General features: G+C 69.7%; 12 protein-coding genes and 1 pseudogene. 6 read left to right on the forward strand and 7 right to left on the reverse strand.

Annotation, left to right across the window (positions count from 1 at the left end; all coding sequences use genetic code 11):
* Window positions 1-3 precede the first annotated feature (3 nt).
* The 3 genes from EWV39_RS07645 to EWV39_RS07655 all read left to right on the forward strand — a co-directional run bounded on the left by EWV39_RS07645 (window position 4) and on the right by EWV39_RS07655 (window position 2922).
* On the forward strand, window positions 4-723 hold the full coding sequence (locus tag EWV39_RS07645) for a YoaK family protein (protein ID WP_165313218.1): 720 nt from the start codon (window positions 4-6) through the stop codon (window positions 721-723).
* A complete protein-coding gene (locus EWV39_RS07650) occupies window positions 716-1570 on the forward strand; it encodes an SDR family NAD(P)-dependent oxidoreductase (RefSeq protein WP_129658330.1) in 855 nt (284 codons plus the stop codon). Before EWV39_RS07645 ends, EWV39_RS07650 begins: the two co-directional genes overlap by 8 nt.
* Before the next feature lie 308 nt (window positions 1571-1878).
* Window positions 1879-2922, forward strand: coding sequence for a homocysteine S-methyltransferase family protein (locus tag EWV39_RS07655; RefSeq protein WP_129658332.1), 1044 nt, complete (start codon window positions 1879-1881; stop codon window positions 2920-2922).
* A gap of 136 nt (window positions 2923-3058) precedes the next feature.
* Here EWV39_RS07655 and EWV39_RS07660 read toward each other — a convergent pair whose 3' ends face one another.
* Window positions 3059-4693: an MFS transporter gene (locus EWV39_RS07660; protein ID WP_129658334.1), complete on the reverse strand. Its 1635-nt coding sequence runs from the start codon at window positions 4691-4693 to the stop codon at window positions 3059-3061.
* Between the two features lie 104 nt (window positions 4694-4797).
* Between EWV39_RS07660 and EWV39_RS07665 the strand changes: the two genes are divergently transcribed.
* Window positions 4798-5292 (forward strand): MarR family winged helix-turn-helix transcriptional regulator, encoded by a 495-nt coding sequence (locus EWV39_RS07665; protein WP_202864908.1) that lies wholly within the window; start codon window positions 4798-4800, stop codon window positions 5290-5292.
* A 34-nt stretch (window positions 5293-5326) separates the two neighbouring features.
* Here the strand turns inward: EWV39_RS07665 and EWV39_RS07670 are convergent, their stop codons facing one another.
* The 6 genes and pseudogenes from EWV39_RS07670 to EWV39_RS07695 all read right to left on the reverse strand — a co-directional run bounded on the left by EWV39_RS07670 (window position 5327) and on the right by EWV39_RS07695 (window position 11444).
* The gene (locus EWV39_RS07670) at window positions 5327-6436 is read right to left on the reverse strand and encodes a fatty acid desaturase family protein (protein WP_129658336.1); all 1110 of its coding nucleotides are present in this window, start codon (window positions 6434-6436) and stop codon (window positions 5327-5329) included.
* 708 nt (window positions 6437-7144) lie between these two features.
* Complete coding sequence (locus tag EWV39_RS07675; protein ID WP_129658338.1) at window positions 7145-7648, reverse strand: hypothetical protein; 504 nt, start codon at window positions 7646-7648, stop codon at window positions 7145-7147.
* 68 nt (window positions 7649-7716) lie between these two features.
* Entirely contained in the window at window positions 7717-8613 is an 897-nt protein-coding gene (locus EWV39_RS07680) for an FAD:protein FMN transferase (RefSeq protein WP_129658340.1), read from the reverse strand.
* Window positions 8614-8634: 21 nt separating this feature from the next.
* Window positions 8635-9516: pseudogene (locus EWV39_RS07685) on the reverse strand (aldo/keto reductase).
* An 87-nt stretch (window positions 9517-9603) separates the two neighbouring features.
* On the reverse strand, window positions 9604-10479 hold the full coding sequence (locus EWV39_RS07690; protein WP_129658342.1) for a helix-turn-helix transcriptional regulator: 876 nt from the start codon (window positions 10477-10479) through the stop codon (window positions 9604-9606).
* Between the two features lie 95 nt (window positions 10480-10574).
* Window positions 10575-11444: a helix-turn-helix domain-containing protein gene (locus EWV39_RS07695; RefSeq protein ID WP_129658344.1), complete on the reverse strand. Its 870-nt coding sequence runs from the start codon at window positions 11442-11444 to the stop codon at window positions 10575-10577.
* 102 nt (window positions 11445-11546) lie between these two features.
* Here EWV39_RS07695 and EWV39_RS07700 point away from each other — a divergent pair, with 102 nt between their 5' ends.
* Window positions 11547-12962 carry an MFS transporter gene (locus tag EWV39_RS07700; protein ID WP_129658346.1) on the forward strand — a complete coding sequence of 472 codons (1416 nt, stop codon included), beginning with the start codon at window positions 11547-11549 and terminating at the stop codon, window positions 12960-12962.
* A gap of 240 nt (window positions 12963-13202) precedes the next feature.
* Entirely contained in the window at window positions 13203-13940 is a 738-nt protein-coding gene (locus EWV39_RS07705; protein ID WP_129658348.1) for an SDR family oxidoreductase, read from the forward strand.
* Window positions 13941-14232: the final 292 nt, after the last annotated feature.

Here is a 14232-nt window from a genome sequence, read left to right on the forward strand (position 1 = left end):
CAAGTGCACCGGACACCGGACCCGGACGCCCGCTACCTGGTGGGCCTGTTCGCCCTGACCGTGGCCACCGGCGTGGTGGACGCGGTCAGCTACCTCGCCCTGGACCGCGTGTTCACCGGGAACATGACCGGGAACGTGCTCTTCGTCGGCTTCGGGCTCGCGGGCGCCGGGAACGTCCCGCTGGTGAACAACGCGATCGCGCTGGCCGGGTTCCTCGCCGGGGCGGTGCTCGCCGGCCGGCTCGTGCGCGGCCGGCGGCACCGGACGCGCCTGCCGACGGCGCACCTGGTGCTCCTGACCGGCACGGCGGCGGCGATCCTCCTGCTCGGGATCGCGTGGCTGCTGCTGGAGGACCCCGCGGGCGGCTGGCTGCTGGGTCTGACGGCGGTGCTCGCCGCGGCCATGGGAATCCAGGCGGTCGCCGCCCGCGGCGCGCAGATCTCCGACGTCACCACGGTCGTCGTCACGAGCACGCTGGTGAACTTCGCCCTGGACTCCCCCGTCGCCGGCGGCACCGGCGAGAAGTGGGGACGCCGCGTCGGCGCCGTCCTGTCCATGTGCGCCGGCGGCGCCCTCGGAGCGCTGCTCGTCCGGATGGGCTCCGGCGCCGAGGCGCTGCTCGTCGGCGGCGTGTTCATGGCCCTCGGCGCGGCAGCGCTGACCTGGGCGAGAAGCCGAGAGACCGCAGTGAAGAATGACGAACGAGGAGGAGACGATGAGTGAAGCACGAGTGGCAGTGGTGACGGGAGCCGCGCGAGGGATCGGGCGGGCGAGCGCCGTCGCCCTCGCGAAGGCCGGGTACCGGGTCGCGGGCGCCGACATCGCGGCGCAGGCCAGCGCCGCGATGGACTACGAGCCGGCGACGCCGGAGGACCTGGCGGAGACCGGCAGGCTGGTGGAGACCGCCGGCGCGGATTGGCTGCCGGTGGTCTTCGACCAGCGCGAGAAGGAGGCCGTCCGGGAGGGGCTCTCGCAGGTCGTCGAACGCTTCGGCGGATTCGACGTGCTCTTCGCCAACGCCGGCGTCCAGGGCTTCGCCCCGCTGATGGAGATGAGCGACGAGCTCTGGCACGACCAGATCGACATCAACCTCACCGGCACCGCCAACGTCCTGCGGGTCGCGGCCCCTCTGCTGGTCGAGCGCGGCGGCGGGCGCATCGTCATCACCTCCTCCACCCAGGGCCAGCACGGCACCCTCGACGGCTCCGGCTACTCGGCGTCGAAATGGGGGCTGATCGGGCTGATGAAGTCCGCCGCCCTGGAGCTGGGCCGGCACGGGATCACCGTCAACGCCGTCATCCCGGGACTGGTCAACACGAAGCTCACCCGGCATGAGGAGCGCTACGCGCAGATCATCCGCTCCGGCGGCGGCGAGTCCGCCGGCGACCTCGCCCGCGACGAGCAGACGGCGGCCGACGCCCAGCGCGCCAAGCTCCCGCTCGGGGTCCCGTGGGTCGAGCCCGAGGACGTCGCCCCGCTGGTCGTCTTCCTCGCCTCGGAGGAGGCCAGGATGGTCACCGGCACGAGCTTCGCGGCGACCGGGGGCGACAGCGCCAACATCACCGCCTGATCCGGGCCCCGGCGAGGGCGGGGAGGAGGTCCGGAAGGCCGAGCCTCTCCCCGTCCCGGGACGCTCGCACCCGAAAGGCTCTTAACTGGAGAGAATCCGGCGGCGATCCTTCCGGCCGCGCGCGGCCGGAGGGCCCCGACCCCCGACCGAGGGTCCGGACCGCAGGGCGTCTCTGAGACCCGGTGTGGCGCCAGATATCGCCGTATGACACCGGTTCGGTTTGTGACACGGCGCAATCGACGGCGTCGGCCGCATGGTGCATGCTGTGGGGGTCAGAGCCGTACGCCGAGAGAGCGGAGACACACCCCATGACCAACCAGCTGACCGAGCGCCTCGACGCGAGCCCCGTCATCGTCGCGGAGGGCTTCCTCTTCGAGCTCGAGCGCCGCGGCTACCTCACCGCCGGAGAGTTCGTCCCCGAGGTCGCCCTCGAGTTCCCCGAGGCGCTGAGGAGCCTGCACGTGGACTTCCAGCGGGCGGGCTCCGACATCGTGGAGGCCTTCACCTACAACGGCCACCGCGAGAAGATGCGGGTGATCGGCAAGGAGGACCTGCTCGAGCCGCTCAACCGCTCCGCCCTGCGGATCGCGCGCGAGGTCGCCGACGCGAAGCCGGGCAACCTCATGGCGGGGAACATCTCGAACTCCAACATCTGGGACCCCTCCGACGCCAAGGCCCAGGACGAGGTCCGCTCCATGTTCACGGAGATGGTGGGCTGGGCCGTGGAGGAGGGCGCCGACCTCATCATCGGCGAGACCTTCTACTACGCCGGGGAGGCCCTGGCCGCGCTCGAGATCGCGAAGGCCACCGGGCTGCCCACCGTCATCACCCTGGCCCCCATGGCCTTCGAAGAGATGGCCGACGGCCTGAGCATCGTGGAGACCGCGCAGCGCCTGGAGCAGGCGGGGGCCGACGTCGTGGGCCTCAACTGCTTCCGCGGGCCGGAGACGATGCTCCCCCACCTGCTCGAGATCCGCGAGGCCGTCTCCTGCCACGTGGGCGCGCTGCCCATCCCCTACCGCACTACCCCGGCCGAGCCGACCTTCTTCAACCTCAGCGACGTCTCCGCGAGCGTGCCGTCCCCGCACGGCCGCACCTTCCCGACTGCGCTCGACCCGCTGTACGCGAACCGCTACGAGATCGGGAAGTTCGCCCGGGACGCCTACGCCGCCGGCGTCAACTACCTGGGGGTGTGCTGCGGGGCCGCGCCCATGCACATCCGCCAGGTCGCCGAGGCGGTGGGGCTGGAGACCGAGGCCAGCCGCTTCTCGGAGAAGATGGAGAACCACTTCATGTACGGCAGCAACGAGCGGCTGCCGGAGCACATCGTGGAGCTGGGCTCCCGGGCTTGAGCTTTCCAGAGGGCCTGAGCGCCCTAGGGGTGCCCCCCGCGGGGGCACCCCTGGACGGAAGACGTTCAGGCGGCGAGCCGACGGCGTGTTCTGGACAGCGCGGAGGGCTGCCGGGACGCTCCCCGGGTTCAGGGGGTCACCGGCGTGATGCAGTTTCCGCGTCCTCGGCAGTCTCGGCGGGCGCGGACCGCACCTTCTGAGTGTTCGGGATCAACGCGGTCGCGATGACGCCCAGCACCAGGAACCCCGCCGCCAGGTAGGACCCCAGTGCGAGACCGTGGGTCATGGCGTCGCGCGCCGCATCGGCGACGAACGCGGTGTCCGGATTCGCCCCGAGCGGCTCGATGGCGGCCCCCGCGCTGTCGGTGACCGCGTCGCCGAACCGCTCGGCCTGATCCGCCGAGAGTCCCGCGTCGACCAGCCGGTCGCGCAGGTTTGAGCTCAGCGTGGAGAAGAACACGGTGGTCAGGGTCGCGATCCCGAGCGCGGAGCCGAGCTGGCGGAAGGTGCTCTGGATGCCGGAGCTCTGGCCGTCCTCGTCCTCGGGAACGTCGGCGAGGACGACGTTGGTGACCTGCGAGGTCGCGAAGCCCACGCCGATGCCGTAGAAGAAGACCGCCAGGGAGATCTGCCACCAGGCGGCGTCGGTGAAGGCCGCCACTCCGCCCAGCCCGAGGAGGCCGAGGACCTCGAGGACGAGGCCCATGCGCACCATGCCCAGCGGCGAGACCCTCGCCATCAGGGGGAAGCTGATGCCGCTGGCGACGAAGCTGCCGATCGCGATCGGCACGAGGGCGAGCCCGGCCTGCAGTGCGGTGTAGTCCATGGTGAAGACGAGCCAGAGCGGGAGCACCGCGATGATGCCGTACTCCCCCAGCCCGATGATCGTGGTGGCGACGTTGCCGTTGCGGAACGAGGCGATCGAGAACAGGTTCGTGTTCATGAAGGGCTCGCGCCTGCTGCCGGGTCGGCTGGCGAGGATCTGGCTCCAGACGAAGACCGCGAGGAGCAGGGCCGAGAGGACCAGGGCGACGAAAGCCGGCGAGAGGCCGGAGTCCCAGGTGAGGCCGGGCAGCTCGAAGGCCTTCTCGCTGAGGAACCACCCGTAGATGCGCCCCTCGATGAGCCCGAAGGCGAGCAGGCCGAGGCCGAGGATCGACAGGACCGCGCTGAGCACGTCGATGCGCCCCGGCTTGCGCGGGGTGGGCACGAGGAAGAGAGCGGCCAGCACGAGGATCAGAAGGGTGACGGGGATGTTGATGCCGAAGGCCCAGCGCCAGCTCCAGTGCTCGGAGAGCCATCCCCCGATGACCGGGCCGAGTGCGGTCGCCGCCCCGATGGTCGAGCCCCAGATCGCGAAGGCCTGCCCGCGCGCCTTCCCCGTGAACATGCGGTTCAGCAGCGCCAGCGAGGTCGGGAGGATCAGCGCCGCGGCCATCCCCTGCAGGAACCGGGCGAGGATCAGGATCTCGCCGCTGGGGGCCAGCCCGGCCAGCAGGCTGGTCAGGCCGAAGCAGATCACGCCCCAGGTGAAGACCGCCCGGGCGCCCAGCATGTCGGAGACGCGGCCCACAAGCAGCAGCAGCGCGGCGAAGATGATCGCGTAGGACTCCTGGATCCACTGCGCCTGCGTCGAGTCGATGTCGATGTCCTCGATCACCGAGGGCGTGATCACGTTCACGATCGTCGTGTCCACCACGATCAGCGCCACACCCAGGGCGATGGCGATCAGGCCCATCCAGCGTCGGGCATTCGCCGAGAGACGCGCCATTGAGTAACCTCCATATATCTTTACCAACAAGTAGTTACATGGTGAAGTTACTTTACCCAATGATACCGTGTCAACGAGTCGATCCGACGGAGGAAGGAGACCGAGTGGAGGAGAACGTCCGGGACGAGAGCGCCGCGAAGCCCGCCGGCGCCCCCGATCGGGTGATGGCGGGGCTTCGCGCCTACGGCGCGGTGTCAGCGGAGATCAGCAAGCGCTTCGCGGCGAGCCTCGACCTGCACCCCACGGACGCCTCGGCGCTGATCGAGATCCTCGAGGCCGAAGAGCGGGAGGCCCCGCTCTCGCCCGCGCGGCTCGCCAAGCGGATCGGCCTGACCTCCGGCGCGACCTCGTCCCTGCTCAACCGGCTCGAGGCGAACGGCCACATCGAGCGGAGCCGCGTCCACGCCGACCGGCGCGTGGTCACCCTGCGCTCCACCTCCCGGGTTCGGGAGGCGGCCGACGCCTTCTTCGACCCCCTGGCCTCGCGTCTGGGCATCATGATGAGCGCCTATTCCGACGAGGTGCTGCAGCAGCTCGAGGCCTTCTTGGCGGATCTCGCCTCGACCTCCGAGGGCTACCTCCGGGAGCTTCCCTCCTGACCCGCACGCCCGCCGGAGTCCTTCTGCGCGCGGGTCAGGCGGGGGCGGAGGTCCCGGGGTACTGGCGGATCTCCATGAGCGGGCAGGTGAAGACGTCGCGCTCCCCCAGCCCCACGCGGTTGATGTAGCGGACGACGACCGCGTACGAGCGGAACAGGCCCGTCTGCGTATAGGGGACGGCGTGCTCACGGCAGTACTCCGAGATGATCGGCGCCGCGCGGCGCAGATGAGGCCGCGGCATCGACGGGAAGAGATGGTGCTCGATCTGGTAGTTGAGCCCTCCCAAGGCGACGTCGATCCAGCGACCGCCGCGGATGTTGCGGCTCATCATGACCTGACGGCGCAGGAAGTCGAGCTTGAGCTCCCGCGGGACCACGGGCATCCCCTTGTGATTCGGGGCGAAGGAGACGCCCATGTAGAGCCCGAAGAGGCCCAGCTGCACGCCGAGGAACGCAAAGGCCACGCCGGGCGAGAGCACGAGGAAGACCAGGGTCAGGAAGCCGAGCAGCCGCACGCTCATGAACCCGATCTCGGCCCAGCGTCGGTCCAGGTGCTCGCGGGTCGCCACGCGGCGCACGCTCGAGGCGTGCAGCGACAGGCCCTCCAGCAGCAGGAGCGGGAAGAAGAAGATCCCCTGGTGGGCGCGGAACCACCGCAGGGGCGCCGGGCCTCGGTGCGGGGCGGCGTCCTCGGCGGTCACCGCGATGACCGGCAGCTCGATGTCCGGGTCCGAACCGAGCTTGTTCGGGTTGGCGTGATGCTTCGTGTGCTTGTGGCGCCACCAGCCGTAGCTCATGCCGACCAGCAGGTCGCCCAGGATGATGCTGATCCAGTCGTTCCAGCGGCCGGAGATGAAGATCTGCCGGTGGGCGGCGTCGTGACCCAGGAAGGCGATCTGCGTCAGGACGCAGGCGAGGGCGGCGGCGGTGAACAGCTGCCACCAGGTGTCGCCGATCCAGACGAAGGCGGCGATGGTCATGATGAGGAGCAGGGGCAGGCCGATGATCTTGGCCCAGTAGTAGCCGTACCGGCGGCGCAGCAGGCCGCTGTCGCGGATGATCTGCGCCAGCTCCGTGAAGTCCTGGAGCGGGCGGGGCTTGCCCCGATCGGCCGCAGGCGAGCTGGATGAACGGGCGGTCGTCATGATGCACTCTTGTCCGGCGCCCGCTGGTCCCTGTGGGGAGGCTGAGCACCCATTGTTCCCATGCCGTCGAGCGGGCCCAGTCCGAGGGGCGACGGCGAAGAGGCGAGACCCGAAGAATTCGTCGAGCGATCATGGGAGCGGCAATTCCTCTATGCTTCACACAATACTCCGAAATCGGGGCATTCGGCTCGGAATAGTGATGCATTCTGCGATAGTGTGCCGACTCTGTGTCCCCGAAGGGCGAACGTGGAGTCAGGTCGTGGAATCACGATCACGTCCTGTTCCCCACGGGAACGGCGCCTTGGGGCCGGGGCCCCGGGAGTCCTCCTGGACTCCCTGCCAGAGTCGTTGATGACTTTCCAGGCGCCTGAACGATATGCCGTGGAGGTGGTCTTCACGCGGCAGCCGGCGCAGCCCGTCACCGGGCAGGTGGCGGCGCCGCGTCATGAAAACCCCTCCGAAAGTCCCTGCTGAATTTTTTCAAAGAATTTCCGGGACCCTTTCCAGGAGTTCTCACAGACACTTCGAAGGAATCTCTCGACATTCTGTGAAGCTGCTGATCCGAAAATACCCCTTCTCAGGACACGGGGCCATCAAGGTTTCCATTCGAAAGAGGGGCGGAGCGGGTACGAAGAGGAGTGACGACTGACTATCTCTCATCAGCAACGCACTGATGAGATGGAGATCGTCTCCGTGTCCGTAGCGCTCTCAGCCCCGCTCGGCGGGAGTCTGGCCGGCGTCCGCGCGGGCTTCGTCGCGGACCCTGGCCAGCGCGTCGTTGAACCCGTCGGCGCAGCCGCTGGCTCCGGCGATGACCCCGACCTCGAGATCCTCGATGCTCTCGCCGACCACCTCGTCGGGCACGGCGGCGGCGAAGCGCTCCTGATAGCCGCGGGAGGTGTCGTTGTTCTCCTCCATCAGCTCCGAGTCCACGCCGGTGATCACCCCGTCTTCCAGGGAGATGGTGAAGTCCATGTAGGAGGGGGCCCCGCCGTAGACGCCGCGGGCGGTGTACGTGCCGTCCTGGTACTCGGACGAGCTCGTGCCCGATGCGGCCGGGCCGGGCTCGGGCGTCGTCGTCGAGGGATCAACCGACGTCGAGCCGGTGGCCCCGGTTCCCTCGTCGCCGTTGCCGCAGGCGGTCAGCGGCAGGAGGACGGCGGCGGAGGCCAGGGCGCCGATCGCCGGGCGGGTGAGGATGTGAGGCTTCATCGTCTGGTCCTTGGAAAGAGTCTCGGTCGGGTGGGCATCATCGTCGGGGATGGGCATCGTCGGCGGATTCAGAGGAACAGCTCGCCCGGGAAGTCGTCCGACCACTGCACGCGCCCGTCGGCGAGCATGCGCACCCAGGTGAACGCGAACTCGGCGAGCCGGCCCGGCTCGGCGAGGAACAGGGCCGTGGCCAGGCCGTCGGCGGTCGCCGCGTCCGCGGCGATGGCCCAGGTCGCCACGACGTCGGGCACGGGGCTTCCCGTGCGGCCGTCGAGGACGTGGTGCAGGCCCTCGCCCCAGGCCCGCCGCGTCGTCGACGAGGCACACAGCGCCGCGCCCTGCAGCGGCACCGTGCCGAGCACGCGGCCTGCGCGAGTGGGGTGCTCCAGGCCGACGACGACGGGCGCGGACCCGGCATGGCGCAGGTCGCCGCTGCCGTCGACGAGGAACCCTCCGACCCCGGCGGCGTCGAGGACGTCGGTGATGAGGTCCACGAGGTGGCCCTTGCCCGCCGCACCGACGTCGATGACCACCGGGCGATCCGTAATGAGATCGGTGCCTCGCCGGTGGACATCGCGAGCCCAGGAGTCCGGCACGCGCTCGGACAGGCCTGCGCGGTCGGGCCTCAGCGAGTAGCCCGCGTCATAGCCCAGCAGTTCCAGATCCCTGCCGATCAGCGGGTCCACTTCCCCGGCGGTCACGTCCACCAGGCGGTCGTAGAGATCCAGCAGCGCCGCGTCGCGGGTGGGGAACTCAAAGCGCCCCCCGCCCGGCGCGTGCGCGATCTCGGTGACCATCGAGTCGGCGCGGAACCGCGACCAGGTCCGGTCGAAGTGCTCGCACAGGGCGGCGATCTCGGTGATCACGGCGTCGGGCAGGGGATGATCCGTGCGGATCTGCCAGCCGGTGCCGATCGCCGTGAACCGGTGCACCGCGCCGGCGGGCTCCTCGTCCCTGCTCTGCATCGCGGTTCCCGGAACCGGCGCTCAGGCCTCGGGGATGTCGCGGTGGAAGCCCTCCAGGGTCACGCTGTCCGGATCGGGGCCGCCGCGCTCTCCGGTGTTCAGGCCGTCGATCGTGGCCAGCTGATCCGAGGAGAGCTCGAAGTCGAACACGTCGAAGTTCGCGGCGATCCGCTCGGGATTGACCGACTTGGGGATCGCGGAGCGGCCCTGCTGCAGGTGCCAGCGCAGCATCACCTGCGCGGGGGTCTTCCCGTGCGCCTCGGCGATCTCTCCGATCACCGGGTCGTTGAAGGTCTAGCGGTCCGAGTCTCCGCGGTAGCTGGTGATCCCTCCCATCGGCGACCACGCCTGCGTGAGAATGCCGTGCTCCCTGTTCGCAGCCTGCACCTCGGGCTGGGTGAAGTAGGGGTGCACCTCGACCTGGTTCACGGCCGGGACGACGTCGGTCCGCTCCAGCAGCCGCTCCAGGGCGTCGGGCATGAAGTTGCTGACGCCGATCGCGCGGACCTTCCCGTCCTCGAGCAGCTTCTCCAGGGCCTTGTACGCCGCGACCGTCCTGTCGAAGTCGGAGGTCAGCGGCTGGTGCAGCAGGAGCAAGTCGATCTGGTCGACGCCGAGCTTCCCGGCGGACTTGTCGAAGGCGTGCAGCGCCTCGTCGTAGCCGTAGTCGCTGATCCACAGCTTCGTCTCCACGAAGGCCTCGGACCGGTCGACGTCGGACTGCCGGATCCCTTCGCCGACCTCCCGCTCGTTGAAGTAGGAGGCGGCGGTGTCGATGAGCCGGTATCCGGTCCGCAGCGCCTCGACGACGGAGTCGACGGTCTGCTCGGGCGGGGTCTGGAAGACGCCGAAGCCCAGCGCGGGCATCTCGACGCCGTTGTTCAGGGTGATGTTCTCAGTCATGCCTCCCACGGTAGGCGCGTCCAGGGGCGTGAGGGAGGAACTGGCAGTACACCTTTTTCCGCGCGGGCGCCGGCAGAGCGTGAGAGCTCATCTCATGGTGGCCCTGCGGTCCCGGGTCTCCTCGGTGGCGGCGAGGCTGCCCAGCAGCTGGAGCCGTTCCGCGGTGGGGCTGCCGGGTTCAGCGGTGTGGGCATAGAGGAACCGGTCGGGGTCCGTCGGTATCTCCAGCGCTTCGTAGCCGAGGTCGAGCTCGCCGACGAGGGGGTGGTGGATGCGTTTGGTCCCGAGACGGTGGAAGCGCACCTCGTGCCGTCCCCAGCGGGTGCGGAACTCGTCGCTGCGGGTGGCCAGCTCGCCGATCAGGCCGGTCAGCCCGGGGTCGTGCGGCGCTTGGCCGGCGTAGCTGCGCAGGGTGGCGACCACCTCGTCGGCGACTCGGTCCCAGTCCGGGAAGAAGTCCTCCGCGTCGGGGCTGAAGAAGATGAACCGGGCGGCGTTCGCCTGGTTGACGGGATCCTCGAGGATGGGGGCGTACAGGGCTCGGCCGAGGGGGTTGGTGGCGAGGATGGTGGTCTGGCGATCCCTGATCCAGGCCGGGGTCCCGGTGATCGCCTGCAGCAACTGGTGCAGTCCCGGGCGGAGGTCGCGCCGGGTCTGAGGCCGGCGTCGGGCTGATGTTCGCGGGGCCGCGGCCCGGGCGAGGTGGTGCAGGTGGGCGGTCTCCGCCTCGTCCAGCCTCAGTGCCCGCGCGAGGCTGCCGAGCACGTCGGGTGAGACCCCGGAGAGGTCTCCGCGCTCCATGCGGGCGTAGTACTCCACGCTGATGTGGGTGAGCATGGCGACCTCTTCACGCCGCAGCCCGGGCACACGGCGTCGTCCACCGGGAAGGAAACCGGCCTGGTCGGGTGAGATGCGGTCCCGGCGACTGCGGAGGAACTGCGCCGCTTCTGCTCGATGGTCCATGCTCTACACGGTAGAGCGGGCCGCAGCTGCGTAGGAGGCACTGGCAGTACGTGGTTTGCCGACGCCGGCCGGCACGGCTGGTCAGTGCTGGCCGGTCAGTGCCGTGAGGCGGACACGTCGCTGCTGATCGCGACGCTGCCCAGCAGCTTCAGCCGCTCTTCGGACGGTGATCCGGGTTCGGCGGTGAAGGCGAACATGAACCAGTCGGGGTTCGTCGGCAGCTCCATCGCCTCGTAGGAGAGCTCCAGATCGCCGACGACGGGATGGTGGATGCGCTTGAGCCCGGCCCGATGATGGCGGACGTCGTGCTTGGCCCAGAGGTGCCGGAAGGTGTCGCTGCGGGTGACGAGCTCCCCGATCAGGTCGGTGAGCCTCTTGTCGTGCGGGCTCTGTCCGGCGTAGGTGCGCAGGGTGGCCACCATGCCCTCGGCGTTGTCCTCCCAATCGGGGAAGAAGACGTGCGAGGCCGGGTTGAGGAAGGTGAACCGAGCCGTGTTGCCCCGGTTGGCTGGATCGTCGAGCATCGGCGCGTAGAGAGCCCGGCCCAGCGGGTTGGCCGCGACGAAGTCCAGGCGCCGGTCCCTGACCCACATCGGGGCTCCGGTCACCGCGTCGAGGAAGCGCTGCAGCGTGGGCTTCACGGCCTGCTGAGTCGGTGCGGCCCGCCGACGCCGCGGCGGCGTCGGCGCGGCCGCCTGGGCGAGGTCGGCCAGATGGTCGGTCTCGGCCTCATCCAGCTGCAGGGCGCGGGCGAGCGCGTCGAGCACCTCGAGGGAGACCCCGGCGAGGTCGCCGCGTTCCATGCGCGCATAGTATTCGACGCTGACGCCGGTGAGCAGGGCGACCTCCTCGCGGCGGAGGCCCGGCACGCGCCGGCGCCCGCCGCCGATGATGCCCGCCTGTTCCGGTGTGATGCGGTCCCTGCGCGTGCGCAGGAACTCGGCGACCTGCGCACGATGTTCCATGCCTTCCACGGTAGTCGCCTGTGCTCGACTCTAGGGGGAACTGCCAGTACACCTATCAGCTGCTCCTTCCCCGCCGAGCGGAGCGCGGGTGGACTGGAGGACATGGTTACAGCTTCGTCCTCCTCCAGGCCCGCGCGGACGTCGGGCCTGCGCACCGGCGTGATCCTCGCGATCGTGCTGGTCAGCTACTTCATGATCGTGCTCGACAACTCCATCATCTTCACCGGCCTCCCCCAGATCCAGCGGAGCCTGGACCTCTCGGCCAGCGGCATGGCCTGGGCGCAGAACGCCTACACGCTCGTCTTCGGCGGACTGCTGCTGCTGGGTGCTCGCATGGGCGACCTGCTGGGGCGCCGCCGGGTGTTCGTCGTCGGGCTGGTGCTGTTCGGGCTCGCCTCCCTGCTCGTCGGCACCGCGCAGAACGAGGCCTGGATCATCGCCGCCCGGGCCTTCCAGGGCATCGGCGCGGCCGTCGTCGCGCCGTCCTCGCTGGCGCTGATCACCGCGATCTTCCCCGCCGGGCCGCAGCGGATCCGCGCGACCGCCGCCTACGGCACCACGGCGGGACTCGGGGCGAGCCTGGGCCTGGTCGTCGGCGGGGCGCTGGCCGAGTGGATCTCGTGGCGAGCGGGCTTCTACGTCAACGTGCCGATCGCGATCGTCATGGTGGTCCTGGCGCTGAGGTTCCTGCCCGGATTCGAGACGGTGCGCGGCCGCTTCGACCTCGTCGGGGCGCTGACCTCGACCCTCGGCATGGGCGCGTTCGTCTACGGGATCGTCAACGCCGGCGAGAGGGGCTGGGCGGATCCGCTGACGCTCTGGCCGATCCTCGCCGGGCTGGCGGTGCTGGCCGTCTTCGTGGTCAACGAATGGAAGGCCGGGCAGCCGATCATGCCGCTGCGCCTGTTCGCCAGCCGGCAGCGCTCGGGTGCCGCGATCGCCCGGCTGCTGTTCGCCGGGACGATGATCGCGTTCTTCTTCTTCACCACCCAGCTCTTCCAGGGCGTCTACGGCTGGACTCCGCTGCAGGCGGGCTTGGGGTTCCTGCCGATGACCGTCGTGCAGTTCGCCTCCTCGCTGTTCGTCACGCGGCTCACGCGCCGATTCGGCAACGCGCTGCTCCTGGTCGGCGGGCTCCTGCTGGTCACCGCGGGGATGATCTGGATGACGCAGATCACCGCGGAGACCCCGTTCCTCGCCGGGGCCGTGGGGCCGCTGATCCTGCTGGGGCTGGGGCAGGGCGTCGCCTTCGGTCCGCTGACCTCCGCCGGGGTGGCCGGCGCCCGGTCCGAGGACGCCGGGGCCGCCTCCGGCCTGGTCAACACCGCGCATCAGCTCGGGTCCACGCTCGGCGTCGCGGTCCTCACGGCCGCGGCGGCGGGGGCGGCCACCTTGGAGGGCCGCGTCGTCGACGCCTATATCGGCGGCAGCGTGATGCTCGGCATCGCCGTCCTCGCGGCCCTGATCCTGATCGTGCCGGGAGAGCGCGGGCGAGGGCGCCGCACGTCCGTCGAGTGACGGGAACGCCGGCCGTTCCCGCCTCCCGGAGGCACGACGGCGAGGGAGGAACTGCCAGTGCCTTCCTCACGGCCGGATCCGCTGATGCGATGAGACGTGCAAGGAGCGTGAACGAGACGAACCGGCGCTTCTCAGCCCTCCCGCCCAGGAGGGCGGCACAGGACGAAGAGGTCGATCACGCCGGCGCCGCTGCCTTCCCATCCAGGAGAGCGGCACATATCGAGATGAAGGAGTCATCACATGACTGAGAACCAGAACAGCAGCCGCGTCGCGGTCATCACCGGGGCCTCCTCCGGCATCGGCGCGGCCACCGCTCGCGCCCTGGCCGGTGAGGGGTACCGGGTCGCGCTGCTGGCACGCCGTCGGGACCGGATCGACGCGTTGGCCGCCGAGCTCGGCAACGGATCGATCGCGATCCAGGCCGACGTGACCGACCGGGACCAGCTCGCCGCGGCCGCGCAGCGCGTCCAGGACGAGCTCGGCGGCGCGGACGTGCTGGTCAACAACGCCGGCGTCATGCTGCTGGGCCCGTTCTCCTCGGATCGCCGCGAGGACTACCGCACCATGGTCGAGGCGAACCTGCTCGGCGCGATCACCGCCACCGAGGTCTTCCTCGACCAGCTGACGAGCGGCGACGGCGGGGACCTGATCAACCTCTCCTCCGTCGCCGGACGTACCGCCCGGGCGACCAACGGGGTCTACGCCGCGACGAAGTGGGGGATCAACGGGTGGTCGGAGTCGATGCGCCAGGAGCTGCTGCCCGAGGTGCGGGTGACCCTCATCGAGCCGGGCGTGGTGGACACGGAGCTGCCTTCCCACATCACCGATGAGGCCACCCGTGAACAGGTGCAGAAGGGCTACGACGCCGCGACGGTCACACCGGAGGAAGTCGCCGAAGTCATCGCCTTCGTCCTCGCCCGGCCCCGACACCTGGCCATCAACGAGGTCCTGCTCCGGCCGGCCGATCAGCTCGCCTGATAGCGGTCCGTACGGCCTTCGTCCTCGCCCGGTCGAGGGGAGAACTCGGTTCCGGTCTCTGTCCTGGTGGAGCACGTTGTGGACAGAGGCCGGGACCTGTCTGTGCTCGCCTGTCCCCTATAGCGCCGTGAGGTGGAGGCTGGATTCGCATGGCTGGGTTATCAACAGGACCCCTCACGAACAGTTAGGAGAAGTTCAGGTCTCAACTCTGTTGAGGGTGCGATTGCTGACTCCCGTGCCTCGTCGTCCAACAGCACACCTCAGTATGTAAGGATTCCACCTTCAAGCCGTG

The organism is Rothia halotolerans, assembly GCF_004136635.1.
Lineage (GTDB): Bacteria > Actinomycetota > Actinomycetes > Actinomycetales > Micrococcaceae > Rothia > Rothia halotolerans.